General features: G+C 68.2%; 28 protein-coding genes. 10 read left to right on the top strand and 18 right to left on the bottom strand.

Features of this window, described 5'->3' with window-relative positions; genetic code table 11:
- Nucleotides 1-545: 545 nt before the first annotated feature.
- From AC37TH_RS01625 to AC37TH_RS01600, 6 genes are all read right to left on the bottom strand, one after another.
- The gene (locus tag AC37TH_RS01625; protein ID WP_490762609.1) at nt 546-887 is read right to left on the bottom strand and encodes a hypothetical protein; all 342 of its coding nucleotides are present in this window, start codon (nt 885-887) and stop codon (nt 546-548) included.
- A 180-nt stretch (nt 888-1,067) separates the two neighbouring features.
- Nucleotides 1,068-1,343, bottom strand: coding sequence for a hypothetical protein (locus AC37TH_RS01620; RefSeq protein ID WP_490762608.1), 276 nt, complete (start codon nt 1,341-1,343; stop codon nt 1,068-1,070).
- 56 nt (nt 1,344-1,399) lie between these two features.
- A complete protein-coding gene (esaA, locus tag AC37TH_RS01615) occupies nt 1,400-3,133 on the bottom strand; it encodes a type VII secretion protein EsaA (RefSeq protein ID WP_490762607.1) in 1,734 nt (577 codons plus the stop codon).
- Nucleotides 3,134-4,987 carry a YhgE/Pip family protein gene (locus AC37TH_RS01610; RefSeq protein ID WP_490762606.1) on the bottom strand — a complete coding sequence of 618 codons (1,854 nt, stop codon included), beginning with the start codon at nt 4,985-4,987 and terminating at the stop codon, nt 3,134-3,136. It abuts the gene before it with no gap.
- Entirely contained in the window at nt 4,984-5,754 is a 771-nt protein-coding gene (locus tag AC37TH_RS01605) for a hypothetical protein (RefSeq protein WP_490762605.1), read from the bottom strand. Before AC37TH_RS01605 ends, AC37TH_RS01610 begins: the two co-directional genes overlap by 4 nt.
- On the bottom strand, nt 5,751-6,389 hold the full coding sequence (locus tag AC37TH_RS01600) for a TetR/AcrR family transcriptional regulator (RefSeq protein WP_490762604.1): 639 nt from the start codon (nt 6,387-6,389) through the stop codon (nt 5,751-5,753). Before AC37TH_RS01600 ends, AC37TH_RS01605 begins: the two co-directional genes overlap by 4 nt.
- Before the next feature lie 153 nt (nt 6,390-6,542).
- Between AC37TH_RS01600 and AC37TH_RS01595 the strand changes: the two genes are divergently transcribed.
- The gene (locus AC37TH_RS01595) at nt 6,543-7,829 is read left to right on the top strand and encodes an adenylosuccinate synthase (RefSeq protein WP_490762603.1); all 1,287 of its coding nucleotides are present in this window, start codon (nt 6,543-6,545) and stop codon (nt 7,827-7,829) included.
- 80 nt (nt 7,830-7,909) lie between these two features.
- On the opposite strand, the gene AC37TH_RS01590 is transcribed toward AC37TH_RS01595, so the two are convergent.
- Entirely contained in the window at nt 7,910-8,350 is a 441-nt protein-coding gene (locus tag AC37TH_RS01590) for a MarR family winged helix-turn-helix transcriptional regulator (protein ID WP_490762602.1), read from the bottom strand.
- On the bottom strand, nt 8,347-8,766 hold the full coding sequence (locus AC37TH_RS01585) for an SRPBCC family protein (protein WP_490762601.1): 420 nt from the start codon (nt 8,764-8,766) through the stop codon (nt 8,347-8,349). The genes AC37TH_RS01590 and AC37TH_RS01585 overlap by 4 nt, the downstream gene beginning before the upstream one ends.
- Nucleotides 8,767-8,942: 176 nt before the next feature.
- Here AC37TH_RS01585 and AC37TH_RS01580 point away from each other — a divergent pair, with 176 nt between their 5' ends.
- Genes AC37TH_RS01580 through AC37TH_RS01565 form a run of 4 tightly spaced genes read left to right on the top strand, consistent with a single transcriptional unit; the run spans nt 8,943 to nt 12,266 of the window.
- Nucleotides 8,943-9,653, top strand: coding sequence for an ABC transporter ATP-binding protein (locus AC37TH_RS01580; RefSeq protein WP_490762600.1), 711 nt, complete (start codon nt 8,943-8,945; stop codon nt 9,651-9,653).
- On the top strand, nt 9,650-10,984 hold the full coding sequence (locus AC37TH_RS01575) for an FtsX-like permease family protein (protein ID WP_490762599.1): 1,335 nt from the start codon (nt 9,650-9,652) through the stop codon (nt 10,982-10,984). Before AC37TH_RS01580 ends, AC37TH_RS01575 begins: the two co-directional genes overlap by 4 nt.
- A gap of 44 nt (nt 10,985-11,028) precedes the next feature.
- A complete protein-coding gene (locus AC37TH_RS01570) occupies nt 11,029-11,343 on the top strand; it encodes a chorismate mutase (protein ID WP_490762598.1) in 315 nt (104 codons plus the stop codon).
- Nucleotides 11,340-12,266, top strand: coding sequence for an SDR family NAD(P)-dependent oxidoreductase (locus AC37TH_RS01565; protein WP_490762597.1), 927 nt, complete (start codon nt 11,340-11,342; stop codon nt 12,264-12,266). Before AC37TH_RS01570 ends, AC37TH_RS01565 begins: the two co-directional genes overlap by 4 nt.
- Nucleotides 12,267-12,344: 78 nt before the next feature.
- On the opposite strand, the gene AC37TH_RS01560 is transcribed toward AC37TH_RS01565, so the two are convergent.
- Nucleotides 12,345-13,076, bottom strand: coding sequence for an NYN domain-containing protein (locus tag AC37TH_RS01560; RefSeq protein ID WP_490762596.1), 732 nt, complete (start codon nt 13,074-13,076; stop codon nt 12,345-12,347).
- Between the two features lie 163 nt (nt 13,077-13,239).
- On the opposite strand from AC37TH_RS01560, the gene AC37TH_RS01555 reads away from it, so the two are divergent.
- A complete protein-coding gene (locus AC37TH_RS01555; RefSeq protein ID WP_490762595.1) occupies nt 13,240-13,659 on the top strand; it encodes an organic hydroperoxide resistance protein in 420 nt (139 codons plus the stop codon).
- Nucleotides 13,660-13,681: 22 nt separating this feature from the next.
- On the opposite strand, the gene AC37TH_RS01550 is transcribed toward AC37TH_RS01555, so the two are convergent.
- Nucleotides 13,682-15,202 carry a glycosyltransferase family 2 protein gene (locus AC37TH_RS01550; RefSeq protein WP_490762594.1) on the bottom strand — a complete coding sequence of 507 codons (1,521 nt, stop codon included), beginning with the start codon at nt 15,200-15,202 and terminating at the stop codon, nt 13,682-13,684.
- A 135-nt stretch (nt 15,203-15,337) separates the two neighbouring features.
- Here AC37TH_RS01550 and AC37TH_RS01545 point away from each other — a divergent pair, with 135 nt between their 5' ends.
- Nucleotides 15,338-16,252, top strand: coding sequence for a DMT family transporter (locus AC37TH_RS01545; RefSeq protein WP_490762593.1), 915 nt, complete (start codon nt 15,338-15,340; stop codon nt 16,250-16,252).
- Between the two features lie 78 nt (nt 16,253-16,330).
- Here the strand turns inward: AC37TH_RS01545 and purL are convergent, their stop codons facing one another.
- Nucleotides 16,331-18,649: a phosphoribosylformylglycinamidine synthase subunit PurL gene (gene purL / locus AC37TH_RS01540; protein ID WP_490762592.1), complete on the bottom strand. Its 2,319-nt coding sequence runs from the start codon at nt 18,647-18,649 to the stop codon at nt 16,331-16,333.
- Between the two features lie 158 nt (nt 18,650-18,807).
- Here purL and AC37TH_RS01535 point away from each other — a divergent pair, with 158 nt between their 5' ends.
- Nucleotides 18,808-19,182, top strand: coding sequence for a TfoX/Sxy family protein (locus AC37TH_RS01535; RefSeq protein WP_490762591.1), 375 nt, complete (start codon nt 18,808-18,810; stop codon nt 19,180-19,182).
- A gap of 2 nt (nt 19,183-19,184) precedes the next feature.
- Nucleotides 19,185-19,835 (top strand): DUF2461 domain-containing protein, encoded by a 651-nt coding sequence (locus tag AC37TH_RS01530; protein ID WP_490762590.1) that lies wholly within the window; start codon nt 19,185-19,187, stop codon nt 19,833-19,835.
- Between the two features lie 91 nt (nt 19,836-19,926).
- On the opposite strand, the gene AC37TH_RS01525 is transcribed toward AC37TH_RS01530, so the two are convergent.
- The 7 genes from AC37TH_RS01525 to kynA form a co-directional block, all read right to left on the bottom strand.
- Nucleotides 19,927-20,385, bottom strand: a complete 459-nt coding sequence (locus AC37TH_RS01525) for a DUF3817 domain-containing protein (protein WP_490762589.1) — start codon at nt 20,383-20,385, stop codon at nt 19,927-19,929.
- A gap of 89 nt (nt 20,386-20,474) precedes the next feature.
- Nucleotides 20,475-21,173 carry a phosphoribosylformylglycinamidine synthase subunit PurQ gene (purQ, locus tag AC37TH_RS01520; RefSeq protein WP_490762588.1) on the bottom strand — a complete coding sequence of 233 codons (699 nt, stop codon included), beginning with the start codon at nt 21,171-21,173 and terminating at the stop codon, nt 20,475-20,477.
- Nucleotides 21,173-21,430: a phosphoribosylformylglycinamidine synthase subunit PurS gene (locus AC37TH_RS01515; RefSeq protein WP_490762587.1), complete on the bottom strand. Its 258-nt coding sequence runs from the start codon at nt 21,428-21,430 to the stop codon at nt 21,173-21,175. The genes purQ and AC37TH_RS01515 overlap by 1 nt, the downstream gene beginning before the upstream one ends.
- Before the next feature lie 42 nt (nt 21,431-21,472).
- Nucleotides 21,473-22,438, bottom strand: coding sequence for a PaaX family transcriptional regulator (locus tag AC37TH_RS01510; protein ID WP_490762586.1), 966 nt, complete (start codon nt 22,436-22,438; stop codon nt 21,473-21,475).
- Nucleotides 22,431-23,744, bottom strand: a complete 1,314-nt coding sequence (locus tag AC37TH_RS01505) for a kynureninase (protein ID WP_490762585.1) — start codon at nt 23,742-23,744, stop codon at nt 22,431-22,433. Before AC37TH_RS01505 ends, AC37TH_RS01510 begins: the two co-directional genes overlap by 8 nt.
- Nucleotides 23,741-24,871, bottom strand: coding sequence for an amidohydrolase family protein (locus AC37TH_RS01500; RefSeq protein WP_490762584.1), 1,131 nt, complete (start codon nt 24,869-24,871; stop codon nt 23,741-23,743). Before AC37TH_RS01500 ends, AC37TH_RS01505 begins: the two co-directional genes overlap by 4 nt.
- Nucleotides 24,868-25,728: a tryptophan 2,3-dioxygenase gene (gene kynA, locus AC37TH_RS01495; protein ID WP_490762583.1), complete on the bottom strand. Its 861-nt coding sequence runs from the start codon at nt 25,726-25,728 to the stop codon at nt 24,868-24,870. The genes AC37TH_RS01500 and kynA overlap by 4 nt, the downstream gene beginning before the upstream one ends.
- A gap of 226 nt (nt 25,729-25,954) precedes the next feature.
- Here kynA and AC37TH_RS01490 point away from each other — a divergent pair, with 226 nt between their 5' ends.
- On the top strand, nt 25,955-26,893 hold the full coding sequence (locus AC37TH_RS01490) for a phosphate/phosphite/phosphonate ABC transporter substrate-binding protein (RefSeq protein WP_490762582.1): 939 nt from the start codon (nt 25,955-25,957) through the stop codon (nt 26,891-26,893).
- Nucleotides 26,894-26,992: the final 99 nt, after the last annotated feature.

Genomic DNA, 26,992 nt, shown 5'->3' with positions numbered 1-26,992 from the left:
TAATGATCGCGAGAGGAGATTGTAAGACGATGAGCACAATTGACTTTCAACAGCTACCGCGACTCTTGCATGAACACTTCGGAAGCAGAGCTGACGTCATATCAGCAGACAGCGCGACAGGTGACGTCAAATTCATTCTGTATGAGTCGTTCCTCTTCACGTGCGGAATCGACTCACGCTATGGGCGCTTTGGTTTGGTCATGCTTCTAGACGGAATAGCAGTCCGAACCTTTTTCGGGAAGCGCGTCCCAATGGAGAACGATGAGGGCTCGATCCGCGCAAGCCTGGGCGATATCGACCGCTTCTGCCGTTTGCGTCTTCCTGAGGCGTTCCTCCGAGAATTCTCTGCGGCGACCGGAATTGAACAGGTATCGGGAGAGTCGAGCTAGGGCGAGCCCAACGTCCTGGAGCGGCCAGATGTGCGGAGGAACACGTTCAGTGGCGACGCCGACTGCGTGCGCCGCTCATCGCTTACGCGCCCGCGGGTTCAACCGCCGCCACAGGCCCCGCGCCGTTCGGTACAGCAGCAGGGCGGAGGCCGCCCACTATATCGGGGCCACGACCCAGAGCGGAATGGTGGACCCGTGCTTGCCGTTCAAGACCACCGCACTGAAGTCATACCCGTCGGCAAGTGGTAAGAACGGCGTCCCACCGAAGAGCAGTGCGCAGACCGTCGTCATCGCCACGAGGTGCCAGAACAGGGCTGGCGTGTTTCGTTCGTGCGCGAAAGCAGGCAGATAGCCATCTGCAATCGCGAACACGTGCGGAATCCAGGTGACGAACACCGCGGTTACTCCAAAGAAGAAGCAAGCCTGGAACATCGTCAGCCCGTCGTGGCGTTCCTGGCCCGCGAGCATCGGAAGTGCTCCGGAGAAGAACAGCGGCATGGCGAAACGCAGTGCGCCCCCGCTGAGCCACCACAGCGACTGCCAGTCCCTCGCACTGCGGCTGCGTCGTCGCCCCATCGGTGACATGCTCCTTACGCTGTGATTGCTCGAGCTGCACGGAGAAGAGTCCGAAAGGCGGTCAGCCGCGCCATAGGCCGTGCGACGAATCGTCGCAGGGGTTCAGGCGCTCTTCTTGCGGCTGAACGTGCGGCTCAGCACGGTGACCAGTACGCCGACCAGGAGGCCGCCGGCGAAGACGACCAGCCAGTCTGTCGCGAAGGTGCTGGGAACGGCGGCCCGAGCGGCGGTGATGTCTTTCGCGGCGATGGGGGCGGAGAAGAAGTCGTGGATCTTGGCGGAATCGACCCCCTGGGTTCTGGTGTTGGCCAGCACGGTCGCGAAGTTCTGGTAGTACTGCTGGTTCTTGTCCAGTCCGAGGTTTCCGGCGGACAGCACATCGTCGACGCCGTGATGGACGGCCTCGGCGCCGGTGAACGTGGCATTGGCGCTCTTCAGGAGCGCGTCGAACAGGGGGAGTTGTCGAGGACGGTCAGCTTGCTGCTGGCGACGGTGCTGCTGGCTTCCGCCGTCTGGGTCACCAGGTCTGCGATGCTCTGATGCAGTGTGTCACTGTTGTCGATGTATACCTCGGCGCTGTCCGGGTCGTAGCTGTTCCAATCCTTGACCTCGAGGCCGGCAACCGTGCTCGTTGTCAGCGCGGAACCTTGCACGGACGCCACAGCGTCGGCGAGCCACGCGTCCAAGTTCGTCAGCTGCGCATCGAACTGCGCAATCGGGACGTCGTCCGAATTCAGGGAATCTCTCGTCGTCGTGAGGGCTTCGATTTCTGCCTTGAGACCCTGGAGCACCACCGCGTTGAGCGTCGGGATCGCAGGAACGATCGGAACGGAGGGAACGGACGCCACCGGCGGATCGGTGGGGTCAAGTGGATCGGCAGGGGCGCGCGGATCGGCCGGGACGGGCGGATTGCCGGGGACAGGCGGAGTGGCCGGGAGCGTTGGTGGTTCGAAAAGTGCGGCGATAGCGGTCAGGTTCGCGATACTCGCGTCGAGGCTGTCCCGAAGGGGAGGGATGGCGCTCTGCTGGGCCTGGACGGTGTCGGCGTAGCCGGTGATCGCTTGTCGCAGCGAGCCGAGCTGACCGGCGAGGTGAGGGGGCCGCGTGCCCACTGGATCCGCGCAGGGTTCCGCGAGACCTGACGCGTCGACTCCGCTCAGCCTGCACAACGTGCCGACTCTCAGCCAATCGAATTGATTGCCGTAGAACTCCCGGTCGGCGGCAGCCTGACCGGTGAGTCTCGCGTTGGTGTTCGTCGCGTTGATCTGCGCGATCTCCTTCTGCCGATTCGCAGACTCAAAGATCTCCGGCAGCTTGCCGGACAACGCTTCGCTGCTGTCCGCGAGCATCTTCATGACCGCTTCGGCGAAACTGTTCTGAGCCTCGACCGTCGCGGCGTTCGCCTCGTTCAAGCCCGTGGCGCTCGAGACGAAGTTCTCGAAGTTCGGCATCGTGCCGGAGAACGGCTCCTCGACGTCTGACGTCAAGGCTGCGATGAGGGCTTCCTGGTTGCCGAAGGCGGCGTTCATGTAACTGTCGGCCTCCGCGATGTTGCCGGCGACCGAGGCGTAATACATCTTCACGACACCCTGATTGAATCCGTGCACGATGTCGACGATCTTGGTCTTCAGCAGCCGATCCGACTGCTCGTCGACCTGCGACCGCAGCTTGTACTCGACCGTCGCCTTCGTCGGGTCGAGGTCTTGGAGAGTCAGAATGTCGTGCGAGAACGACTGGGGCAGGTAGATGACCGCGTCGACGGACCCATCCTTGTAGGCCTTCTCGGCGATCGGCCGCGAGAGCACTGTCCAGTTGTATTCAGAGTCTTTCGAGACGCGGTCGACGAAGTTCGCCCCGAACACGTACGCCTTGTCGTTGAATTCGGCGGCGAGATCTTCGTTGACCAGAGCCACCGTGGGGTTGAACGCTGTGCCGCGCCGAGAGACTTCGTTGTTGACGACCATGAAGCCGAGTGCCAGCACCACGAGCAGCAGCGTTGCGGAGGTGAAACGTGCAACCCGTGACTTCCCGTTTTTGCCGCGCGACACGTTGACCATCGTGAATCTCCTTGAGTGGCTGCGTTCCTTGCCCAAGGTTTCATCATAATACATCTGATGGTTATATTCTGCCGATCGACCCTTTCGGAGGGGCTGCCGATCAGACGGCACTCACCCGATCAGACTCGGCCGCAGGTCGCGCAGCGTGCGGAAGTGGGTCATCCTCGTCACGCCGATGGCAGAGATCAGCAGCGCGATGAGCAGCCAGAGTCCCAGCACACCCGCATCGGCCCAGGCCGTGGCCGGGTTGCCGCCGTACATCAGCTGCCGGATGCCGTCGACCGCGTACGACATCGGCAGGACGTGGTGGAGTGCGGCGAGCGGGCCCGGCAACGTCTGCCAGGGGAAGGTGCCTCCCGCTGTCACGAGTTGCAACACCATCAGCACCAGTCCGAGGAACTGGCCGACGCTGCCGAGCCAGACGTTGAGTGCCAGGATGATCGCCGCGAACGTGAGCGACGCCAGGGCCATCAAGCCGTACATCCCGAGCGGATTGTCGATGCGGAAGCCGAGGGCTCCGGAGACGATCGCGAACAGGCCGACCATCTGGATCGCGCCGAGGAGGCCAGGGGTGAGCCAGCCGGCGAGGGTGATTTTCACCGGCGAGTGCAACGCCGTGATGGCGCGGCGGGAGACCGGCTTGACGATCAGGAACAGGGCATAGATGCCGATCCAGCCGGCGAGGGCGACGAAGAACGGCGCGAGGCCTGCCCCGTAGGTTCCCGCCGAGGTGATGGAGTCGTTCTTGAGGTTCACCGGGTCGGCGATGGTCGTCGCCTGCTTCTTCTGCAGCGACGGCGAGTTGTCCGGGATCTGCTTCACGCCGCTGGTGAGGCCGTCGCGGAGGGACGCCGTGCCGTCGTGCAGGGTCGTGAGGCCGTCGCGGAGCTGGGACGCGCCGGAGGCGGCCTGCTTGCTGCCGGTGGCGAGCTGGGCGGCCCCGCCCGCCGCCTGCGTCGAGCCGGAGGCCACCTGGGAGGCGCCGGACGACACCTGGTCGGCGCCGGCGGCGAGCTGGTTGACCTGCCCGACGAGGTTCTGCACCTGGGCGTTGCCGTCCTGCACCTTGGCGTCGATCTTCCCGAGAGCCGTGGAGACCTGGTCGAGTTGCGCCTGCGTCGCACCCGCCTGCTGGAGCTGCGCGAGCAGTTCCTGCCCGACCGCGGGGGCGTCCGTCGCGAGCTGTGCGGCCGCCGTTCCCGCCTGGGTCGCCTTCGCGGCGAGCTGGTCGTTGCCCGCGGCGACCTTGGCCGCGCCGTCGCTCACCTGGGCCGCTCCCCCGGAGAGCTGGGCCAGCGCATCCGACAGTTGCTGCGAACCGGTCGCCAGCTGGCTGGTGCCGTCGGCGAGGGTGGAGGCGCCGGACTGCGCGGTCTGGCTGCCGTCGACGAGCTTGTTCGCGCCGTCCACCGCCGTGACCAGGTTGGAGCGGATGTCGGAGAGTCCGAGCAGGAACTGCTCCGCTGCTTGCTGGTTGACCTTCTTGACGATGGAGGTGCGGATCTTCTCCGCGGCCTGCGTGCCGATGGTGGACGCGAGATAGCTGTTGGTGTCGTTGGTCGTGAGCGTCACCGTCGCGCGATGCGGGTTCGCTGTGGAGGCGGACGCGAGGGCTTCGGAGAAGGTGGAGGGGAAGGTGATGCTGAAGTCGTACTTGGAGTCGTCGACGCCGCTGGCCGCCGAGCCGGACTCCACGATGTGCCAGTCGAACGAGCCGTCGCTGATCAGCTCGTCCGCCACGTCGTGCCCGTAGTTGACGGCCTTGCCGTCGACGGTCGTGCCGGTGTCGTCCACCACGATGGCGGCCGGGATCTTGTTGAGGTTCGCGTACGGGTTCTGGTTGGCCCAGAGGTAGAGGCCGCCGTAGAGCACGGGGACGCACATCAGGGCGATGAGCGCCACGATCGACATGGGGCTGGCGGTGAGGCGGCGGAACTCCGCCGCGATCATCTGCGGGATCTTCATTCGGTTTCCTCTGCGCGTTCTGCCGCGCGGTCTTCTGTGCGCGATTCCGCGCGGTCTGCTGCGTGTGCGGGGGCGACGATCAGGTCGGGGAGCTCGTCGGTGTCGTCGCGGTACGGGTCTTCGTCGAAGGTGCCCGGGGCGGCCTGCGTGGCGGTCTCACCGAGGCGCGATACCAGGGTGGATGCGGCGATGGCGGCCGCCGAGGCGTCTCCCGCCACGATCAGCACGGCGATGTCGCGCGCGGCCAGGCCGCGGGCGAGCTCCCACCACTCGTTCGGGTCGCCTCCGTGCCGGTCCGGCGAGGTGATGACCAGACCCTCGACGCCCTTGCGCATCAGCGCGAGCTCGGAGAGCAACCGGATGCGTACGGTCGGCGGCACGTTCCCGATCGCGAACCGCGCGAACTCGGAGGCGCCGAGCTCGTTCAGCCGCCGGTTGACGGCGATGGGGTTGGAGGCGCGGCCGGCGAACATCAGTTCCTCCGCCACGATCCCGGCCACGGTGACGTCGGCGGCGGGTTCGCACACGTCCGGGGCGTCGATGAGGGCGATGCGCTTGCGCATGGCCGAGTAGTCGGTGGCTCCGTCGATGGTCACGGTGCCGGCGTCCGGGCGCATCCGGCCGGACGCGATGAGGCCGAGGACGGTCGGCCGCTGTTCGGTCTCCGCCCTGGCGAGCGTGACCTCTCCGGTCTGGAACGTCACGGTGGCGGGCGGGAGGGCGGCGTTGTGTGCGCCCTTGGCGACCCTGTCGAGCACGATCTTCACGCGGGGACCTCCTGGAAGGCGAGTTCGGGGGTGTCGGCGATCAGCGCGTCCGCTTCGCGCCAGCCGAGTCCGGCGGCGCTCAGCCCGGCGAGCATGACGAGCGTGTGCCCTGCTTCGTTGGACAGCTTGGCCCTGGTCGCCTCGTCGAGCACGGCGACGGCGGCGTTCTCCACCAGACGGGTGACGGTGTCCAGATCGAGGTCGGTGCGCAGCTGGCCGGCGGCCATGCCGCGCTCGACGGTGGAGCGCAGACGCTCGCGCGCCGGGTCGAGGGCTGCACCGACGAGCTGGCGGTGCGGGCCGCGCACCGCGAGGGCCGCACTGACGCGCACGTGCTCGACCTCGGCCCAGAGGGTGGCGCCGAACAGGGCGATCTCGACCCGCGCATCCGGATGGGAGACGGGCTCGAGGAGGGCGGCGAGGCGGGCGGCGCCGCGGGTGAAGACGTCGATCAACAGGTCGTCGCGGGTGGCGAAGTGGCCGTAGATGGCGCGGCGGCTGAGTCCGGCGCGGGCGGCGATGGTCTCGAGGGAGGCGTCGATGTCCTCGTTGAGGGCTGACGCTGCTGCAGCGATGATCGCCTCCCTGTTGGCGGCGGCGTCGCGCCGCGGAGCGCGGGTGGTGGGGGAGGGCATGTATTCGATCATACTCTTCTTGCACAGCCGTGTGCAAGATAAATCGAGCGGGCGGACCGCCTGCCGTACCCCGGAAGCGGGGCTTGATAGGATCGAGTGCGACGGTCGACCCGAGAGACGCCGGCGCGCTCATCCCATCGAGAGGACCGAAAAGTGCCCGCGATCGTGATCATCGGCGCCCAGTGGGGCGACGAAGGCAAAGGCAAAGCGACCGACCTCCTCGGCAGCCGCATCGACTACGTCGTGAAGTTCAACGGCGGCAACAACGCCGGTCACACGGTCGTGGTCGGCAACGAGAAGTACGCTCTGCACCTGCTCCCGTCCGGAATCCTCACCGAGGGCGTCACGCCCGTCATCTCGAACGGCGTCGTCGTCGACATCGAGGTGCTCTTCGAGGAGTTGGACGGCCTGATCGCCCGCGGCGTCGACGTCTCCCGGCTCAAGGTGAGCTCCAACGCGCACGTCATCACCTCGTACCACCGCACCATCGACAAGGTCACCGAGCGCTTCCTCGGCAAGCGCCAGATCGGCACCACCGGTCGCGGCATCGGCCCGACGTATGCGGACAAGATCAACCGAGTTGGCATCCGCATCCAGGATCTGTTCGACGAGAACATCCTGCGCCAGAAGGTCGAGGGAGCCCTCGACCAGAAGAACCACCTGCTGGTCAAGATCTACAACCGCCGCGCGATCTCGGTCGACGAGGTCGTCGAGCAGCTGCTCAGCTACGCCGATCGCCTGCGCCCGATGGTCGTCGACAGCTCACTGCTGCTGCACCAGGCGCTTGAGGCCGGTAAGTACGTCCTGTTCGAGGGCGGTCAGGCGACGATGCTGGATGTCGACCACGGCACGTACCCGTTCGTCACCTCCTCCAACTCCACAGCGGGCGGCGCGGCGACCGGCTCCGGCATCGGCCCGAACCGTATCGACCGGGTGATCGCGATCGTCAAGGCGTACACGACCCGCGTCGGCGCCGGTCCGTTCCCGACCGAGCTGTTCGACGAGTGGGGCGAGTTCCTCCGCGAGCGCGGCTTCGAGTTCGGCACGACCACCGGCCGTCCGCGCCGCACGGGCTGGTACGACGCCCCTGTGGCCCGTTACACCGCGCGCATCAACGGCGTCACCGACTTCGTGCTCACCAAGCTGGACACGCTCACCGGAATCGAGCGCATCCCGGTCTGCGTCGCCTACGACGTCGACGGTGTGCGCCACGACGAGGTCCCCGCGTCGCAGAGCGACTTCCACCACGCCCTCCCGATCTACGAGGAGTTCCCCGGCTGGACCGAGGACATCAGCGGAGCGCGCAGCTTCGACGATCTGCCGAAGAACGCGCAGGACTACGTGATCGCGCTCGAAAGGCTGTCCGGCGCGCGGATCTCGGCGATCGGCGTCGGCCCGGCGCGCGACGAGATCGTGGTGCGGCACGACCTGGTCGACTGAGGCTGGGTGCAACGTCCGAAGCCGCTCGTCCCTCCGGGGGCGGGCGGCTTCGTCGTTGTGCGAGCGGGGTGGGCGACCTCTCAGCGCCCGCTGAGCGCGTGCAGCAGGGGGAGCAGCGCATCTGGAGCTGTTGCGGCCGCCGGGGTGAAGAACTCGGTGTCCGCCGACTCGACCGCTTCGATGGCGGCGGCCGCCAGCGTGCGCCCGGCCTCCGTGGCGCGCAGCACTTTCGCGCGCGAGTCCGCCGGGTCCTGCTCCCGGTCGAGGAGCCCTTTCGCGATCAGGCGACGGACGACCTCGGAGGTCATTCGCGCATCCGACCCGGTGAACTCGGACAGTCTCGCCTGGTTCGGCCGTTCACCGGTGCCGTTCAGCCACCAGGTGGATGCGAGGATCACGAACTGCGCGTGGGTCAGGTCGAGCGGGGTGAGCGCCTCCGCCATCGCGCGCTGCCACCGGAGGGTGGCGTGCCAGAGCAGGAAGCCGGGGCTTGCGGTGGGGCCTTCGGGGAAGGCCGTCATGCTCGCCGCGCGGCCTGGTCGAACAGGGCGGCCATGGACTCGGGGAAGTCGTCGCTGATCTGCGGGCCGAGTTCAGGGCCGACCTCGTCGGCGCTCGGGCCGGTGATGTCGAGGCGGTGCGTGACGCTGGTGCCGGTCGGGGTGTCGACGAGGGTGTGCCGGAAGGTGAGGGTGAGGTCGCCGAAGTCGGTGCGGTCGGCGTAGGTCTCGCCGTCGATCAGGTCGACGATGGTCGAGCGGAACGGGTTCTGGCCGACCGGCGTGATGGTGAGTTCGGTTCCGACGGCGAACGGGCCGTCGAGCTCGAAGGTGTCAGCGCCCTCGTAGGTGAGGTCTCCCGTGTGCAAGTCGCGCAGGGCGGCCCAGACGGCGTCGCGGGTGAGCGTGGTCTCTTCGGTGTGTTCGGTGCTCCACATGATCGTGCCTTTCTGTCTAGGGGTAGATGATCTATGCATAGAGAATACGACTCGATGAAGGGATGCGCAAGCCCCGTGTGCGAGAGACCCGGCTCCATCCCGAGGATGACGCACGGCTGCCCACAATGAGGCTGTCGACCGATGTGCGGGCGGTGCCCCGCGAAGACGATGGATACATGACTTCCCTCCCAAGCGCTCAGCATCCCGCCCTTGCGGCCATCGGGCTCACCAAACAGTACGGTTCGGCCGTCGCGCTCGCCGGGGTCGACTTCCGGCTCGAGGCCGGGGAATCGGTCGCGATCATGGGGGCGTCCGGCTCTGGCAAGACGACACTCCTGCATGTGCTCGCCGGGATCGTGCGACCGGACACCGGCAGCGTGACCCTCGCAACTCAGCGCGGACCGCTCGATGTCACCGCGCTCGGCGAGAAGGACCGCTCCCGGCTGCGGCGCGAGTCGTTCGGCTTCGTCTTCCAGCAGGGCTTCCTACTGCCGGAGCTGACCGCGATCGAGAACGTCGCCCTTCCGCTGATGCTCGCCGGAGTGACCCGCCCTGTCGCCGAGCAGAACGCCGCGGGCTGGCTCGCCTCCCTCGGCCTCGCCGGCTACGAGGCGCGCCGCATCGGTCAGTTGTCCGGAGGCCAGGCGCAGCGGGTCGCGATCGCGCGCGCCCAGGTGACCGGCGCATCCATCGTCTTCGCCGACGAACCGACCGGCGCGCTCGACTCGCACACCTCCGTCGAGGTGATGGATGCGCTGATCGGGTCGACGACCGGCCGCGGCCGCTCCCTCGTCGTCGTCACCCACGACGAGGAGGTCGCCGCACGCTGCTCGCGCGTCCTGCGACTGGCGGATGGCCGCATCGTCGACGAGGCGGTCACCCGATGACGACGCTCCGCCTGGCCTGGCTGCTCGGCCGTCGCGGCGCGGCCGACCGGGGAACCGTCGTGCTGCCCATCGTCGCGTTCGCCGTTGTCACGGCACTGCTCGTGATCGTGGCGGGAGGTGCGCAGGCGTTCTTCTCCTGGACGGGCGAGACGGCGTTCCTGTACCAGCTGCTCGCTGTCGTCGCCCTCGCCCTGCTCGTGGTTCCGCTCGTGGCGCTCGGCGGTTCGGCTGCCAGGCTGTCCGCCCGGCGCAGGGATGACAGGCTGGCGAGCCTTCGCCTGCTCGGAGCCACCCCGGCAACGGTCGCGGCGCTGACGGTCATCGAGTCGACCGTCCTCGCCCTGATCGGCGCGGTCGCGGGCGTCGTCCTCTCGCTCGCCGCCGTGCCCCTGGTCGGTCTCATCCCGTTCCGCGGGGCTCCCCTCGGGTCCGCCGTTTTCCTGCATCCACTGCTCGTCGTGCTCGTCGTCGTCGCGGTCGGGGCGCTCGCCGCCGTGAGCGCGGTGGTGGGGCTCCGAGGCGTCATCCTCTCGCCGCTCGGCGTCCGCACCCGCCAGACCGCGCCCCGGATGCACTGGGTGCGTGTGGTGATCGGCGTGGCCGTCGTCGCGGTGACTTTCGCCGCCATGTCCGCCCTGCAGCTCGCCGCCGGTTTCGGGATTCTGTTGACGGTCCTGGCCGTCGGGTTCGGCGGAACGGTCGCCGTGCTCAACCTCGTGGGCCCGTGGGTGATCAGACTGGTCGCCTCCGGACAGGCGAAGCGGGCGACGACCGCCACCAAACTCCTGGCCGCCCGCAGCATCCTGGAGTCGCCGAAGGCCGCGTGGCGACAGGTGTCCGGTGTGGCGATGACGAGCTTCATGGCGGTGTTCGCGGGTGTCGGCGTCGCCCTCCTCGGTGCGGCGGACGGCGGTCGGAAGGACGCAGAGGCCCTGCAGCTGTTCGCCGACATCCGCACCGGCGTCGTCATCACGGTGGTGGCGTCGTTCCTGATGGTCGCGTGCTCGGTCGGCGTCAACCAGGCGTCGTCGGTCCTCGACCGCCGAGCCGTCTACGTCAGCCTCGACAGGCTCGGGATGCCCGTGGAGACGATGAACGCCGCCCGCTCCCGTGCTGTGCTCTCCCCGCTGCGCATCACGACGATCGGCTCGGCGGTGATCGCGGCCGTCGTGATCTTCCCGCTGACCGGCATCACCCTGCTGGTCGCCCCGGCGAGCCTGCTGATGATCGCGGGATGCCTGGCCGCGGGCATCCTGCTCGTGTGGCTGAGCCTGCGCGCGACGCGACCGGTGCTGACCAGGGTGCTGGCCGACCCGTCGCCGTCGCTGTGAGACGGATGGGTGGGGTGCGCAGCCCGGTCGGATAGGGTCGGAGCATGGGTCAGAACGAGGACGCAGCCGCAGCGCTCGAGCGGCTGCACAGCATCCGGCAGAGCATCGACAACATCGACGCGGCGGTGGTGCACATGCTCGCCGAACGCTTCAAGTTCACGCAACAGGTCGGCGCGCTGAAAGCCGAGCACGGACTGCCAGCGGCCGACCCCGAGCGCGAACGCGAGCAGATCCAGCGCCTGCGAGCCCTCGCGGAGGAGAGCCACCTCGACCCGGCGTTCGCGGAGAAGTTCCTCAACTTCATCGTCGCCGAGGTCATCCACCACCACGAACGGATCGCCACCGAGAGCGCCAGGTGACCTGGGACCCGACCGCCGTGCCGGACGCGCACGGCAAGACAGTCATGGTCACCGGCGCCAACGCGGGCGTCGGCTACTTCGCCTCCGAACAACTCGCGGCGGCCGGAGCGCACGTCGTGCTCGCCTGCCGCAGCCCGGAACGGGCGGAGGCGGCGGTCTCCGCGATCCGTCGCCGTGTGCCGGGAGCGAGCGTCGAGGCCACGCCGCTCGACGTCTCCGACGCCGGCTCGGTGGCCGAGGCGGCAGCGGGGCTGCGCTCGCGGGAGCACCTCGACGTGCTCATCCTGAACGCAGGCATCGTGCACCCACCAGCCGACAGGGCAGTGGATGCGCGGGGCAACGAGCTCGTGCTGTCCACGAACGTCCTCGGGCACTTCCAGCTGACGGCGCTCGCCCTCCCCGTCCTTGAGCGCACGCCGGGCGCCCGGGTCGTGACGCTCGGCTCGTTGGCGACACTGCTCGCCCGCTTTCCGGTGGACGACCTGCAACTCGACGGGTCGTACAACTCGTGGAACGCGTACGCGCAGTCGAAGATCGCAGCGCAGGTGTTCGGGTTCGAGCTCGACAGGCGACTGCGCGCCGCGGGCAAAGACATCGCGAGCGTGGTCGTGCATCCCGGGTACTCGACCTCGGGGCGCACCCCGGGCATCCGCGGCGTGAACCAGCCGTCGAAGGCGAAACGGTTCGCCGACAACCTGCAGGCGGCGTGGACGCAAGGCAAAGACCACGGCGCGTGGAACCCGGTGCGCGCGGCGCTCGACCCGGACGTGCGCGGCGGCGACTACCTGGGGCCGCGCTGGGTGACGAAAGGTGTGCCGGCGAAGGCGGTCGCGACGCGGACGTCGCGGGACGCGAAGGTCGGCGCGCGGGTGTGGGAGCTGCTGGAGGAGTACACAGGACAGCGGTTCGTGGTGGAGTCCTAGCGCTTTCGGGCACGAAAAAACCCGGCCCACGAGGGACCGGGTGAGTAATGGTTAGATTCTACAGCATGCGTAGCCGGGTTACCAAGCCGCGGGCCGGGTGAAGCTTCCTGCTGGGTTGGCGAGCTGATTGGCTGTGAAATGCGTTGGCTCAAGCTGGCGGAACCAGTGATTCCCGACGCCGTCGTTGGCATTCGCACGCAGTGCACCCGCCAGGAAACCTGAGCCTGGGTTCACGAGCCCGACGGGGATTTGCTGGCGCGCCATCTGAACCGGCAGCCGAAGATCGCTGTCGTTCGTGATGACGATTGCAGCGTCCACCCGCCCGATGAGGACGTCGGCAAGGAGGTGTGTCGCGACGTTGACGTCGCTGCCCTTCTCCTCGTTGTGGAGATACGACACCATGAATCGCGCGTCCGTGACTTTCGTGCCGTTCGAGTCCTGGATCATGACTGGCCAGTCGGGCGTCGACACGACAGGTCGCCCCTTTTTGTCTCGGGTTGCGAGAACGGACTGCTTGACCCTGGACACGTAGTTGCCGTACTCGATGTGGTCGACGCTCGTCGTGGCAACCAATGCTTTCAGGTATACGTCCTGCTCGGCTTGCCCGAGCGGGTTGGTCCGTCCGTCGATTCGGGCGGTGCAGTAGACGACGCGCTCCAGCCGGCCGTTGCTCCAGCCGGACTGTTCCTCTACGAGAGCCTCGGCCAGTGCCCTGATGTCCAGCCAGCGCCAGCCGGACGCGCCTCTCCCGCAGTGCTTCCGGCCCCCGTAGTACAGGTTGTAGCCGTCGACGTAGACACCGATTCGCATCTGGGCAGCGTAGCGAGCGCTCCAGCCATTGGACGCATGAACGGCCGCACGCGCGGCGTGATACTCCAACATGTCATCGCAGAACGTCGCCTAGCCACCCATACACCCACCCCCACCCGCACCCTCCCAGCGCCCGTTCAGAGCGCTGCTGTGTGCTGAAGGCATGGATATCGCTTACACCGCAATCGCGCACGCCACTGGTGGAGGACGGGACGGACACGTCCGCAGCGAGGACGACCTGCTCGACTTCGACACCCGGCCGCCGAAGGAGCTGGGCGGATCGGGTGAGGGCACCAACCCGGAGCAGTTGTTCGCCGCGGGGTTCGCAGCCTGCTTCCTCAGCGCAATCCACGCCGTCGGGCGCACAGAGAAGCTCGACACCAGCGACGCGGCGGTCTCGTCGAGCGTCGGCATCGGCTCGAACGGCGACGGCGGGTTCGCGCTGGCGGTCGAACTGGACGTCTACATCCCGCGTGTCGGGCGTGAGCAGGCCGACCTGCTGGCCGAGCGAGCGCACCAGGTCTGCCCGTACTCGAACGCGACCCGCGGGAACATCCCCGTCAAGGTGACGATCGTCGAATAGCAGGCGCGCCGGGCGGCGCCCCTCAGCTGGTCGCGACCCGGCCGACCTTCTCCGTCTTGTCCCAGCGCGCCTCCGCGTGGGCCAGCTCTTTCAGGTAGGAGTCGAACGTGATCGCGCACAGCAGCGACCCGTATCCGGCCAGGTAGATGAGTGCAGGCGACAGCCAGCCGCCGGCGCGCGTCCGGTCTGCCTTGCGTGCGAGCCAGGCGACGACCATCGAGAACGGGATCCAGATGTAGATCGCGAGCGTCAGCCAGAACAGCGTCGTCTCGGTCAGAGTCACGCCGAAAAGGCCGGGCAGCCATTCCAGCATCAGCGTGGGGAACAGCGCCGTCAGCATCACCAGGATGTTGACGATGCCGGGGAACAGCAAGATCTGCGGCAGTTCGCGTTTGCTGGTCGCGGCATCCGTCAATGAGCCCAGGATGAGGATGAACAGGTAGGCGAGTGCGGTGGAGATCCAGAGCGTCCTGAACACGTTGGTCGCGAACTCGGACTGCAGGAACAGCAGCCCGGCCAGCCCGATCGACGACGCGATCATGATCAGCGGCAGCAACCACAGGCTGAACCAGACGATGCCGAAGGTCCACGCCCCGAGGTTGTGCGTTCCGCTCGCGCGGAACCAGACCTTCTTGTAGCGGGCGGTCACGGTCACGTTGCCGCGCGCCCAGCGGAGGCGCTGCTTCCACAGCGCGTCGACCGACCGCGGCTCCTCGGCGAGCACGTGGGCGTGCGGCTCGAAGACGACCTTGCGGCCCTTCAGCTGGGTCTCGAACGTGGTGATGGTGTCCTCGGCGAGCGACGACGTGTCGATCTGGCCGCCGATGGCGAGCAGGTTCTCGCGGGTGTGCAGCTGCGCCCCACCGGCGAGGCACGCCTGTGCGCCGAGCACGTTCTGGGCGCGGCGGGCGGCGGGCTGCGAGAGCACGTACTCCACGCCGATGAACCTGGTGAGGTAGTTGCGGTCGGCGCTGCCCTCGCGGATGTACGCGGACACGGCGCCGACGTCCGGATCGGCGAAGTGGCGGGTCATCCGGCGCAGGGAGTCTGGCAGGTAGATGACGTCGGCGTCCATGATGAGGAGCGCCTCCATCCAGTCGTCCTTGAGGATCTCGCGAATGCCGTGGTTGAGGGTGTGCGCCTTGCCCTCGCCGCCCTTGTCGCGGCGCAGCAGCACCACGTTGCCGGGGTAGAGCGCCTCCTTCTCGCGCACCACGTCCGGGGTCTGGTCGGTGCTCGCGTCGTCGACGACGAAGATCCGCAGGGCCTCACGCGGGTAGTCGAGCTTCATCAGCCGGTCGATGGATGCGCCGATCACTGCGCCCTCGTTCCACGCTGGCACGACGATGGCGACCCGCGGAAGGTACGGCTTGGCCTTGCTGTAGTGGTTGATCCAGGCGTGGAAGGGAATGACGATGAACGTCGCCGCCGCGGCGATGACCGGGATGAGGCCGGTGAGCGCCAGGATCAGGCACACCCAGATGCCGATCGCTTGCAGTACAGCCACCACGTCCATGTATGCCTCCCCTTCGACGGCCACCATACCAAGAGTAGACAGGGCGGTCGGCACAGGCAGGCCCCGGATGCGCGGCCGGGCTGCGCGAAGGAGCAGGGGCGCGTCTCGCGCTGTGTCCGATTCGTGCGAGCGGACGTCGGTGGCGACCGGTAGCGTCGGACCGTGAAGGTCGCACTGCAGTTCATCGCCATGGGTCTCGTCTGGGGCGCCAGCTTCCTGTTCATGAAGGTGGGGCTCGAAGGCGTCAGCTTCGGGCAGGTGGTCTGGGCGCGGCTGGTGTTCGGCGCGGTCACGCTCGCGATCATCGCGATCATCACCCGCAGCAGGCTGCCGCGCGAGCCGATCGTCTGGCTGCACTTCCTGGTGGTCGCGCTCACATACTGCGTCATCCCCTACCTGCTGTTCGCCTGGGCGGAGCAGTACGTGTCGTCGAGCCTCGCGAGCATCTACAACGCGGTCACCCCGATCACCACGGCCATCCTGGTCACCGCGGCGTTCCGGGTGGAGAAGCTGAACCGCGACCAGATCCTGGGGGTGGCCATCGGCGTGCTCGGCGTGGTGGTCGTGATCGGGCCGTGGCAGATCGCCGCGCTCTCCGGGAGCGTCTGGGGCCAGCTCGCGTGCCTCGGCGCTGTGACCTGCTACGGGTTCAGCTTCGGCTACATCCGCAAATTCATCAGCCACAGGGCCATGCCGGCGACGACCATCGCCGTGATGAACATCGGTGTGGCCGCCGCGATCATGCTCGTGCTCACGCCGGTCGTCGCCTGGGGGCCGATCACGTTCAGCTGGCCGGTGCTCCTCAGCCTGCTGGCGCTCGGCGCGCTCGGCACGGGCGTCGTCTACATCTGGAACATGAACGTGCTGCGGGCGTGGGGGCCGACAGCCACCTCAGGCGTGACCTACGTGACGCCGGTCGTCGGGGTGGCTCTCGGCATCCTGGTACTGGGGGAGACGCTGAGCTGGAATGAGCCGGTGGGTGCGCTGGTGGTGCTGGCGGGCATCCTGCTGACGCAGCAGCGGGTGCGGCTGTTCACTCGGCGGCAGGTGGATCTGGTGGATAAGGCGGCGGTGTAGCGGTCTGACCGCGTAAATGCGCGACGGCCACGCGGGCGATGCCCGGTGGCCGTCTGAAGCGCTGTGCGCAGTGCGCCGCTACGCGACGACGGGGCCGAAATGCTCCGGGAGGGTCGAACGGTGCGTGCCGCGCAGCTCCTCCAGGCCGACCGTGAACTGGTCCTGCACCTCGAGGACCGGCTGCGCGCCGACCTCGGCGTCGGTGACGCCGATGCGCAGCGCGGGAACGCCACGGCCGTCGCAGAGTCCGCGGAACTTCACGTCGTCCTCGCGCGGGACCGACACGACCACGCGGCCGGTGGACTCGCTGAACAGGGCGGTCGCCGCATCCACGCCGTCGCGCTCGATGATCTCGCTGAGCCAGACGCGCGCGCCGACGCCGAAGCGCATGACCGACTCGGCGAGGGCCTGTGCCAGGCCGCCGTCCGACAGGTCGTGCGCCGAGGCGACCAGGCTTTCCAGCGACGCCGCGTGCAGCAGCTCGGCCAGGTTGCGCTCACCGGCGAGGTCGACCGTGGGCGGGAGGCCGCCGAGGTGGCCGTGGATGGTGCCGGCCCAGGCGGAGCCGTCGAGCTCCTCGCGGGTGACGCCGAGCAGGTAGATGTTGTCGCCCTCGTCCTGCCAGCCGCTCGGGATGCGACGGGCCACGTCGTCGATGACGCCGAGCACGCCGACGACGGGCGTCGGGAAGATCGGGTTGCTGCCGGTCTGGTTGTAGAACGAGACGTTGCCGCCGGTGACCGGGATCTCGAGTTCGAGGCAGGCGTCGGACAGGCCCTCGACGGCCTGCGAGAACTGCCACATGACCTCGGGGTTCTCCGGGCTGCCAAAGTTGAGGCAGTCGGTGACGGCGGCGGGCACAGCACCGGATGCTGCGACGTTGCGGTACGCCTCGGCCAGGGCGAGCACGGCGCCCTGCTTCGGGTCGAGCTGGCAGTAGCGGCCGTTCGCGTCGGTGGCGATGGCGAAGCCGAGGCCGCTCTCCTCGTCGACGCGGATCATTCCGGCGTCGTCCGGGAAGGCGAGCGCGGTGTTGCCGCCGACGAAGTAGTCGTACTGGTCGGTGATCCAGCCCTTGTCGGCCAGGTTTGCGCTGCCGAGCAGTGCGAGGAACTGGTCGCGCAGCTCGTCGCCCGAGGTCGGGCGGGCGAGGCGGGAGGCGCTGTCCGCCTGAAGGGCGTCGATCCAGGCCGGGTAGGCGACGGGGCGCTCGTAGACCGGGCCGTCGACCGCGACGGTGCGCGGCTCGACGTTGACGATCTCCTCGCCGTGCCAGTTGATGACCAGGCGGCCGGTGTCGGTGACCTCGCCCAGCACGCTGGTCTCGACGTCCCACTTCGCGGTGACCGCGAGGAATGCATCCAGCAGCTCAGGCTTGACGACGGCCATCATGCGCTCCTGGCTCTCCGACATGAGGATCTCCTCAGCGGTGAGCGACGGGTCGCGCAACAGGACCTTCTCCAGCTCGATGAACATGCCGCCGTCGCCGTTCGACGCCAGCTCGCTCGTCGCGCAGGAGATGCCGGCGGCACCCAGATCCTGGATGCCCTCGACCAGCTTGTCCCGGAACAGTTCGAGGCAGCACTCGATGAGCACCTTCTCGGCGAACGGGTCGCCGACCTGTACGGCCGGACGCTTGGTCGGGCCGCCGGCGGAGAACGTGTCGGACGCCAGGATGCTCGCGCCGCCGATGCCGTCGCCGCCCGTACGGGCGCCGAACAGGACGACCTTGTTGCCGAGGCCGGACGCGTTGGCGAGGTGCAGGTCTTCGTGGCGGAGGACGCCGACCGAGAGGGCGTTCACCAGGGGGTTGCCCTGGTATACCGGGTCGAAGTACGTCTCGCCGCCGATGTTCGGCAGCCCGAGGCAGTTGCCGTAGAACGAGATGCCGGAGACGACGCCGTGCACGACGCGCGCGGTGTCCGGGTCGTCGATGGCGCCGAAGCGCAGCTGATCCATCACGGCGACCGGACGGGCGCCCATCGAGATGATGTCGCGGACGATGCCGCCCACGCCGGTCGCAGCACCCTGGAACGGCTCGATGTACGACGGGTGGTTGTGCGACTCCACCTTGAAGGTCACCGCCCAGCCTTCGCCGACATCAACGACACCGGCATTCTCGCCCATGCCGACCATGAGGTTCTTCTTCATGGCAGGCGTGACCTTCTGGCCGAACTGCCGCAGGTACATCTTCGACGACTTGTATGAGCAGTGCTCCGACCACATGACGGAGTACATGGCGAGCTCACCGCTCGTCGGGCGGCGCCCCAGGATCTCCCGGATGCTCGCGTACTCGTCCTCCTTCAGGCCGAGCGCCGCAAAGGGCTGCTCGCGCTCCGGAGTGGCGATCGCATTCTCGACGGTGTCGACGACGTGCGTGGTGGTGGTGTCGGTCACGCTGGCACTCCAAAGAGGGACGGTGGCGGGGATGCGACCAGTCTACCGGGGGTGGAGGGGTGCAGCGGGCGGCGTCCCTGGTGACGGCTTTCGCAGGTTCCGAAGGTCGTGGAACCGGCGTTCCCGGTGTCATGCTGATCGTGTCGAAAGGACGGATCATGCAGATGCCGAAGGTGAGCGACGAGTCCAAGGCGCTGTTCCGGTCGGTGATCCCGGATGCGCCCGGCGTCGAGGTCAAGCCGATGTTCGGGAGTCTCGGGGCGTTCGTCAACGGGAACATGTTCGCGGGGCTGTTCGGCGCATCCATCGGGGTGAAGCTGCTCGACGACGGCTCGCAGCGCGAGTTGGCGGCGATAGAGGGGACGGGAGTGTTCGGGCCGGTTGAGCGGCCGATGGGCGGCTACATCGCGTTCCCGGCCTCGTGGGCGGATGAGCCGGAGCGGATGACCGAGTGGATTGGGCTCGCGCTGGAGCAGGTGTCCGCGCTGCCGCCGAAGGCACCGAAAGCGCGTCAGCCGCGGAAGGCGGGCTGACGGTGCCCGGATTCGCAGGGTGGTCGCGCGCCGCAGCCGACTTCTACCTCGGGCTCGAAGCCGACAACTCGAAGGCATACTGGACCGAGAACAAGCGCGTCTACGAGGACGAGGTTCTCGCGCCGATGCATGAACTCCTCGACCAGCTGGCCGAGGAGTTCGGCGAGAGCAAGGTGTTCCGGCCATACCGGGATGTGCGGTTCAGCGCCGACAAGTCGCCGTACAAGACGCACATCGGCGCGGTGCTCGAACGAGGGTACGTCCAGTTCTCCGCCTCGGGGCTGGGCGTGGCCGCCGGGTACCACGTGATGGCGCCAGACCAGCTCGACCGCTTCCGTCAGGCCATTGCCGACGACGACAGCGGTCAGGCCCTGGTGGATGCGATCGCCGAGGTCGAGCAGCACGGGATCGCGGTGACGAGCGGCGAGACCCTCAAGACCGCGCCGCGCGGCTACCCCAAGGATCACCCGCGCGTCGAGCTGCTCCGCCGGAAGAGCCTCGCTACCTGGAGGGAGTGGCCGGCCGGAACACCGTGGATCGCGTCGAGCGCTGCAGCGACGCACGTCGTCGAAGCGCTGCGTGCATCCCGCCCGGTCACCGAGTGGCTCGAGGCGTATGTCGGGGCGAGCGAGTTGGACGTTCGCGGCCGGTAGCCCCGATCATCGAGTCCGGACTTATGCACGCCTGGGAGCGGCGTGTCGCGTGCATAACTCCCGACTCGATGATCAGGAGGCGGGCGCGGGGTCAGGAGAGGCGCGGCGGGCCGATGGTGAGGAGGGTGGCCATGATCGCGACGATGAGAACCGCCAGGGTGACAGCGAGCACGGGGACGTGGTTGAGCATCCACCGGAACAGGCGGCCGATGGGCGTGTGATCGCGCGGGTCGTCGGTGGCAGCGGTGCGCCAGCTGCCGTCGAGGCGGCCGGTGCGGTCGGCCCAGAGGTCGAACGGGATGGTCGCGTACGGCACGATCGCCGACGCGACGGCCAGCACGATTACCGGGATGCGCCACCGCTGGTTCACGCCGACGAGCACCGCCGCGACGGCGTAGCTGATGAACACGAATCCGTGGATGGACCCGGCGACCAGCACCGGCCAGTCGCCCACCTGCGCCACGTACTTGAGCAGCATCCCGCCGATCAGCAGCGTCCAGGTGATCGCCTCAGCGATCGCGAGCGTCCGATACAGCACACGAGGGTTCATGCTTCCAGCCTCCCCTACGCGCCGCGTTCCCGAATCAACCGAAAGTTGGAAACGAGCTTGGGCTCGATTGCTTGGGGCGCGAGCGGCGGCTAGGCCTCGACGAGGGTGGAGCGGATGACGGAGGTGAAGAAGGTGAGGCCGTCGATGCCGGAGCGCATGGCGGCGTTCGTGTCCGGGCCGAAGCCGGGCTCGACTGCGTGCTCGGGGTGCGGCATGAGGCCGACCACGTTGCCGCGCTCGTTGCGGACACCGGCGATGTCGTCGAGTGAGCCGTTCGGGTTGACGCCCTTGTAGCGGAACACGACGAGGCCTTCGCCTTCGAGCCGCTTGAGTTCCTCCGCCGAGGCGATGAATCCGCCCTCACCGTTCTTCAACGGGATGACGATCTCCTGGCCGGCCTCGAACCCGTTGGTCCACGGGGTGTCAGCGTTCTCGACCGTGAGGTGCTGGTCGCGACGGATGAAGTTGCCGTGGTCGTTGCGGATCAGGCCGCCGGAGACGAGGTGCGCCTCGGCGAGCATCTGGAAGCCGTTGCAGATGCCGAGCACGGGCATGCCCTTGCCTGCCGCATCCACCACCTCGGTCATGATCGGCGAGAGGCTGGCGATGGCGCCGCAGCGCAGGTAGTCGCCGTAGCTGAAACCGCCGGGCAGCACCAGCGCGTCGACACCCTGCAGGTCGTGCTCGCCGTGCCAGAGGGCGACCGGCTCTGCTCCGGCCAGACGGATCGCGCGCAGGGCGTCGCGGTCGTCGAGGGAGCCGGGGAAGGTGACGACGCCGATGCGCATCAGGCGTCGACCTCGGCGGGGTAGTGGATGCCCACCACGTCTTCGATCACGGAGTTCGACAGGATCTCGCCCGCGATCTCCTCGACCGCGGCGCGCGTGGCGTCGTCGATCGGACCGTCGACGGTCAGCTCGAACCGCTTGCCGACCCGGACGCCGAACTGGCCTTTGCCCGTGCGCGCGAGAGCACCGGCGACGGCCTTGCCCTGCGGGTCGAGCAGCTCGGCTTTCGGCATGACTTCTACAACGATCGTTGGCAACGCTTCACTCCGCTCGCGTGGTCACAGGGGGATGCGACGATTCTACCGTGCCCCGAGCTGCTCATCCGCGCGGGCGGGAACGCCGCCGGCGACGGCAGACGCGTACGCGACGGCGACCGGTTCGAGCCGCGTGGTCAGCGCGGCGAACGCGGCAGCTGCCGAGGCGCCGGGCCAGTCGGCGGGAAGCGCGGCAGACGGGAGACCCGGGTCGAGGTACGGGATGACGCGCCACTCGTCGAGCGCGCGCACCCAGCGGGCGAACGCGGCCCTCACGTCAGCGTTCTCATCAGCGGTCTCGCCAGCGCCCGCGTGCACGCTCTCCTGTTCGTCGGCACCAGCCGATGGATGCGCGTGGTGCGCCAGGAACGCGTCGTACGCCGCGCGGATGCGCGCGAGGTCGTACCACCGCGGCAGGGCGGCACTGAGGTCGCCGAGCGCGACAGCGTGCGTGAACAGCACGGCCTGGTCGCGCATCCCGAGATCGGCGATGGTTTCGGTCAGCTCTGCTTCGAGTCGTGCCGGGGCGATCCAGAGGCCATCGGCGACCGTTCCGCAGCCGAGCGCGGAGAGGCGCCGCCGGAGTTGGTGGCGCCGGGCCCGCTGGTGCTCGGGGACGGAGAAAGAGACGAGGCACCAGGCTGCTTCCGGGGTGTCGGCGGCGGCCCCCCGTTCATCCACTGTCGCGCCGTGCGCACCCACTGTCGCGAAGATGCGGGCGTCTCCGCGCTCCAGCATCGGCAGCGCTGCCGGGTCGAGAGCGTAGCCGGCGGCGTCGCCGCGCGTCTCCCGCCTCAGCACGCCGCGCGCGCAGAGCCTGGCGAGGCTCGACCGCGCGGTGCTGGCGGGCACGCCGAGTGCGCCCAGCAGTTCGACGGCGCCGGACGCGCTCATCCATCCGCCGATCGGGCGCAGCACGCTGCCGACGATGGTGCGCAGCAGCGCCGTGGAGCTGCCGGTCCCCGCCTCCAGGTCTTCGCGCGCTGTCCCGGAGGGGGCCGGGTCAGTCATGCGTGAGTTCGCCGAGCACGTCCCGCACGGCGACGATGCCACGGTACGTTTCCTCGAAGCTCGTGCTGAGCGGCGAGAGGCCGAGGCGCAGCCCGTTCGGGTCGCGGTAGTCGGGGATCACGTCGCGCTCCCACAGGGCTGCGGTCGCCTGGCGCATCGCCGGGTGGTCGAGCGTCACGTGCCCTCCGCGCCGTTCGGCGTCCCTCGGGCTCACGACGGTGACGCCGAGCGGTGCCAGCCACTCGTCGGACAGCGCGATGGCGAACTCGGTGAGCGCCACGGATTTGGCGCGCACGGCGTCGATGCCGCACTCGGCGATCATCGCGATGGTGTCCTGCATGGCCAGCATCCCGACGATCGCCGGGGTGCCGCTGATGAAGCGCCGGATGCTCGGGGCGGGGCGATACTCCGGCCCCATCGCGAACATGTCCGCGGTCCCCATCCAACCCTGGATGGGCTGAACCAGGCTGTCCTGCAGCTCGGCGCGCACATAGCCGAACGCGGGAGAACCCGGCCCGCCGTTCAGGTACTTGTACGTGCATCCTGCAGCCAGATCGACGCCCCACGCGTCGAGCTCGACGGGGACGGAGCCGGCGGAATGGCAGAGGTCCCAGAGCACGAGCGCACCCGCGTCGTGGGCGATGCGGGTGATCGCCGGGACGTCGGCGAGGAAGCCGGAGCGGTACGCGACCTGGCTGAGGACGACGAGCGCCGTCTGCTCGCCGACGGCGGCGGCGACCTGCTCCGGAGTGACACCGGAGTGGGTGTCCGCTTCGATCCAGACGAGGGTGAGGCCGCACTCGCGGGCGATGCCGTCGAGCACGTAGCGGTCGGTGGGGAAGTTGTCGGTGTCGAGGACGATCTCGGTGCGGCCGGGCTGCGCATCCACTGCCGCACGCGCCAGCTTGTAGAGGACGACGGTGGTCGAATCGCCGACGAACGTCTGGCCGGGCGCCGCGCCGATCACGGAACGCCCGATGGCGTCGCCGATCGTGAACGGCAGTTCGAGCCACTCCTCGTCCCAGCCGCGGATGAGCCGGCCGCCCCAGCCGTCGAGCAGGAACCGGTTGATGCGCTCGATGCTCGCCCTGGTCGGGCGACCGAGCGAGTTGCCGTCGAGGTAGGCCACGACCTCGCTGGTGTCGTCGTCGATCCCGGCGAACCGGCTGCGGTACGCCGCGAGTGGGTCGGCCGCGTCGAGAGCGCGAGCCGTGGCGAGCGGGTGCGGCAGCGCGCTCGGGTCGTCGAAGTCGCCTGGCGTCGAGGGGGTGGGGAGGTCGGCGGGGGAGAACTGGTCGTCGGTCATGCGTGCTCCTCGGAGTGCTGGTGCTGGTGCTGGTGGAGTTTTGCGACGGTCAGGCCGCGCGCGGTGGCGAGCCAGGAAGGAAGAAGGGAGGGGACGGAGGGGTTCGGTTCGGGAGGCGCGGTGGGCAGCCAGGCGAAGCGGGGTCCGAGGGTGGAGGTGTCGATGGCTCCCAGCGCTCCGGGTGGACCCGCGATCGACGCCAGCAGGGCTGCGTCGTCGAGCCCGCACGCGGCGAGCGCCTCCAGCTCGCGCCGGTTGACCCCGACAGCGAGCGGACCGTTGCCCAGGTCGGTTCCGTAGAGCATCCGTCCGCCCAGCGCGACGAAGCGCCGGATGTTGTCCTGCGCCACCGCGAAGTCGGCGGTCGGTTCACCCCAGCCGTGGATGTCGATGGTCGACACCCAGGTCATCCCGGCGTCGGCGGCGCGCTGGAGGTCGGCGTCGTCGACCCGTTCGGAGAACGGCGCGTGCGCCAGCTGGTCTGCTCCGGCCGCGATCGCGCGCGCCACCTGGCCAGCCCCCTGCGCGTGGACGACGACGACGACACCGGATGCGCCGGCCTCCTCCACAATCGCGGTCAGCGTCGAGTTGTCCACCGTTGTCCCCGCGTCGGTGTTCAGCGCGACCTTGATACGGGAGGCTCCCAGCATGACCTGTTCACGAACCGCAGTCCTTGCATCCATCGGCCCCGTCAGCTCCACGCTCGCACCGGGCGGTGCCCAGCCGGAGTTCACCGGATACCCGCCGATGGAGGTGAGCAGAGCGCCCGCGATCGCGACGGCCGGGCGATCGAGGTCTCCCGCCAGCCAGGCCGAGGCGACCTCGGGGATCCAGCCGAGGTCGACGGCGTCGGTGATGCCGGAGGCGAACAGCTCCCGCTGGTCGGTGAGGCCGAGGTGGGTGTGGTGGTCGGTGAGGTGCGGGATGACGGTGCCGCCGAGGTGGATGGTGCCGCCGTCCGGTGAGGTGCCGCTCGCCGGTGAGGTGCCGCCGTCCGGTGAGGTGCCGCCCTCCGGCGCGGCGCCATCCTCCTGTGTCGCCTCGCGGAGCAGGTCGCCGTCGACGTCGTAGGCGACAGGACCACGGAAGGCCGTCCCCGTCCAGACGGCGTCGACGGCGATTCTCATCGCGGGGTGCCGATCTCGGTGCGCACGGCGAACAGCTCGGGGAAGAAGGTGAGTTCAAGGGCGCGCTGCAGGAAGCCGACCCCGGTCGAGCCGCCGGTGCCCGTCTTCATGCCGATGGTGCGCTGCACCGTCTTGAGGTGGCGGAAGCGCCAGAGCTGGAAGTTGTCTTCCAGGTCGACCAGCTCCTCGCAGGCCTCGTACTCGGCCCAGTTGTCCGCTGCGTTCTCGTAGATGTCGCGGAACACGGGCACGAGCTCCGGGGTGAACACGTATGCCTCTGTCACGTCGCGGTCGAGCACCGCCGTCGGCACAGGAAAGCCGGCCCGCGCGAGGTAGCGGAGGAACTCGTCGTAGATGCTCGGGGCGTCGAGAAGCCCGGCGAGCATCGTGTGCGCGACGGGGTCGTCCTCGAAGACGCTGAGCATCCTGCGGTTCTTGTTGCCGAGCACGAACTCGACCGCCCGGTACTGATACGACTGGAATCCGGACGAGTTGCCGAGGAAGCCGCGGAACTCGGCGTACTCGGTCGGCGTGAGGGTCGCGAGCACCGACCACTGCTCCGTGAGGGTCCGCTGAATGTGCTTGACGCGGGCGATCCGCTTGAGCGCCGGCGCCAGCTGGTCGGCGCGCAGGAGGTCGCGGGCGGACTCCAGTTCGTGCAGCACCAGCTTGAGCCAGAGCTCCGTCGTCTGGTGCTGGATGATGAACAGCAACTCGTCGTGATGCTCAGGGACGCTCACCGGCTTCTGGGCGCTGAGCAGCGTCTCGAGGTCGAGGTACGAGGCGTAGGACATCCGTTTCCGGAAGTCCGTGACTATTCCCGGATCGAACGCGCGCGTGTTGTCATCGACGGTCATGCTGCAATATTGCACCGGTCGTCACGATACTGCAACAAGTTCGCCACGGACGGCCGCTCCGTGTTCATCCAGCCGTAACCGGCGGTTGCCGCTGGCGTCGCCTCCCGCCCATAGCTTTCCAACGAAACACAGCAGCGTCGTTCGGCGTGCACGCACATCGCCGACACGTCAGCCATGCGACACCACACCACACCGTCACATCGCACCACCACCAGGAAGGTCTTCGATGAAACTGTCCATCACCAAGACGCTCGCCGTCGGCGCAGCACTCGTGCTCTCCCTCGGCCTCGCGGCCTGCACAGGGTCCGCCAACGCCAGCTCGACCGACGGCGCTTCGGCCGGGGCGTCCGCCGCGACCTTCGCGAAGGACTCGAGCACCCTCGTGTTCGGCGTCGTCCCCGACACCGTGAACACGCAGTCGAACTACCAGCCGATCGCCGACTACATCGCCAAGATCACCGGCAAGAAGGTGGAGTACCGGGAGTCGAGCGACTACACGGCGCTCATCCAGGCCGCCATCGCCGGACAGATCGACGTCGCCAGCTTCTCCGGATTCACCTACGTCACCGCCACCAACGGCGGCGCGAAGATCACGCCGTTCGCGTCGATCATCACCAAGGAAGGCCAGAAGCCGGGCTACTACTCCGAGGCGATCGTGCCGGAGAAGTCCTCGATCTCGTCGATCGACGACTTCAAGGGCAAGAAGGTCTGCTTCGTCGACCCGAGCTCCACGTCCGGCTACCTGTTCCCCACCTACAACCTGATGAAGGCGGGCATCGACCCGGCCAAAGACATCACGCCGGTGTTCGCAGGCAAGCACGACGCCTCCGCGCTTAAGGTCTCGCAGGGCGCAGAGTGCGACGCAGGCTTCGCGGAGGACTCCGCCGTCGCCGCACAGCCCGGGCTCAAGGTCGTCGCGAAGACGATGGTCCCCGGAGCGCCGATGGTGTTCTCGAACACCCTCCCTGACGAGATCAAGAAGGACCTCAGCGACAAGCTCTCGTCCGTGACGATCGCCGACATCCAGAAGGCGGGCATCAAGAACGCCGACTCGGACGGATTCAAGGCGACCTTCTTCGCGTTCAGCCCGGTCGACGACAAGTACTACGACCAGATCCGCGACATCTGCAAGGTCACCAAGGCCGCGCAGTGCGAGGTCAAGTAGTCCAGACCCGCTGACCAGCTACCAGCTCCACCAGCTCCACCAGCTCCATCGCGACCGCCGTCCACACCTCGTGGGCGGCGGTTCGCGCATCCTGGACAG

This window comes from Leifsonia sp. McL0627 (genome assembly GCF_058244615.1).
This window is presented reverse-complemented; position numbering and strand designations above follow the sequence as displayed.

What these genes read in the sequence shown, in the direction of transcription:
- AC37TH_RS01625 (WP_490762609.1), bottom strand. Translation starts at nt 887, where the DNA reads ATGCCGCTGTTCTTCTCCGGAGCACTTCCGATGCTCGCGGGCCAGGAA.
- AC37TH_RS01610 (WP_490762606.1), bottom strand. Translation starts at nt 4,987, where the DNA reads ATGAAGATCCCGCAGATGATCGCGGCGGAGTTCCGCCGCCTCACCGCC.
- AC37TH_RS01600 (WP_490762604.1), bottom strand. Translation starts at nt 6,389, where the DNA reads ATGCCCTCCCCCACCACCCGCGCTCCGCGGCGCGACGCCGCCGCCAAC.
- AC37TH_RS01590 (WP_490762602.1), bottom strand. Translation starts at nt 8,350, where the DNA reads ATGACGGCCTTCCCCGAAGGCCCCACCGCAAGCCCCGGCTTCCTGCTC.
- AC37TH_RS01585 (WP_490762601.1), bottom strand. Translation starts at nt 8,766, where the DNA reads ATGTGGAGCACCGAACACACCGAAGAGACCACGCTCACCCGCGACGCC.
- AC37TH_RS01580 (WP_490762600.1), top strand. Translation starts at nt 8,943, where the DNA reads ATGACTTCCCTCCCAAGCGCTCAGCATCCCGCCCTTGCGGCCATCGGG.
- AC37TH_RS01575 (WP_490762599.1), top strand. Translation starts at nt 9,650, where the DNA reads ATGACGACGCTCCGCCTGGCCTGGCTGCTCGGCCGTCGCGGCGCGGCC.
- AC37TH_RS01570 (WP_490762598.1), top strand. Translation starts at nt 11,029, where the DNA reads ATGGGTCAGAACGAGGACGCAGCCGCAGCGCTCGAGCGGCTGCACAGC.
- AC37TH_RS01560 (WP_490762596.1), bottom strand. Translation starts at nt 13,076, where the DNA reads ATGCGAATCGGTGTCTACGTCGACGGCTACAACCTGTACTACGGGGGC.
- AC37TH_RS01555 (WP_490762595.1), top strand. Translation starts at nt 13,240, where the DNA reads ATGGATATCGCTTACACCGCAATCGCGCACGCCACTGGTGGAGGACGG.
- AC37TH_RS01550 (WP_490762594.1), bottom strand. Translation starts at nt 15,202, where the DNA reads ATGGTGGCCGTCGAAGGGGAGGCATACATGGACGTGGTGGCTGTACTG.
- AC37TH_RS01535 (WP_490762591.1), top strand. Translation starts at nt 18,808, where the DNA reads ATGCAGATGCCGAAGGTGAGCGACGAGTCCAAGGCGCTGTTCCGGTCG.
- AC37TH_RS01525 (WP_490762589.1), bottom strand. Translation starts at nt 20,385, where the DNA reads ATGAACCCTCGTGTGCTGTATCGGACGCTCGCGATCGCTGAGGCGATC.
- purQ (WP_490762588.1), bottom strand. Translation starts at nt 21,173, where the DNA reads ATGCGCATCGGCGTCGTCACCTTCCCCGGCTCCCTCGACGACCGCGAC.
- AC37TH_RS01510 (WP_490762586.1), bottom strand. Translation starts at nt 22,438, where the DNA reads ATGACTGACCCGGCCCCCTCCGGGACAGCGCGCGAAGACCTGGAGGCG.
- AC37TH_RS01505 (WP_490762585.1), bottom strand. Translation starts at nt 23,744, where the DNA reads ATGACCGACGACCAGTTCTCCCCCGCCGACCTCCCCACCCCCTCGACG.
- AC37TH_RS01500 (WP_490762584.1), bottom strand. Translation starts at nt 24,871, where the DNA reads ATGAGAATCGCCGTCGACGCCGTCTGGACGGGGACGGCCTTCCGTGGT.
- kynA (WP_490762583.1), bottom strand. Translation starts at nt 25,728, where the DNA reads ATGACCGTCGATGACAACACGCGCGCGTTCGATCCGGGAATAGTCACG.
- AC37TH_RS01490 (WP_490762582.1), top strand. Translation starts at nt 25,955, where the DNA reads ATGAAACTGTCCATCACCAAGACGCTCGCCGTCGGCGCAGCACTCGTG.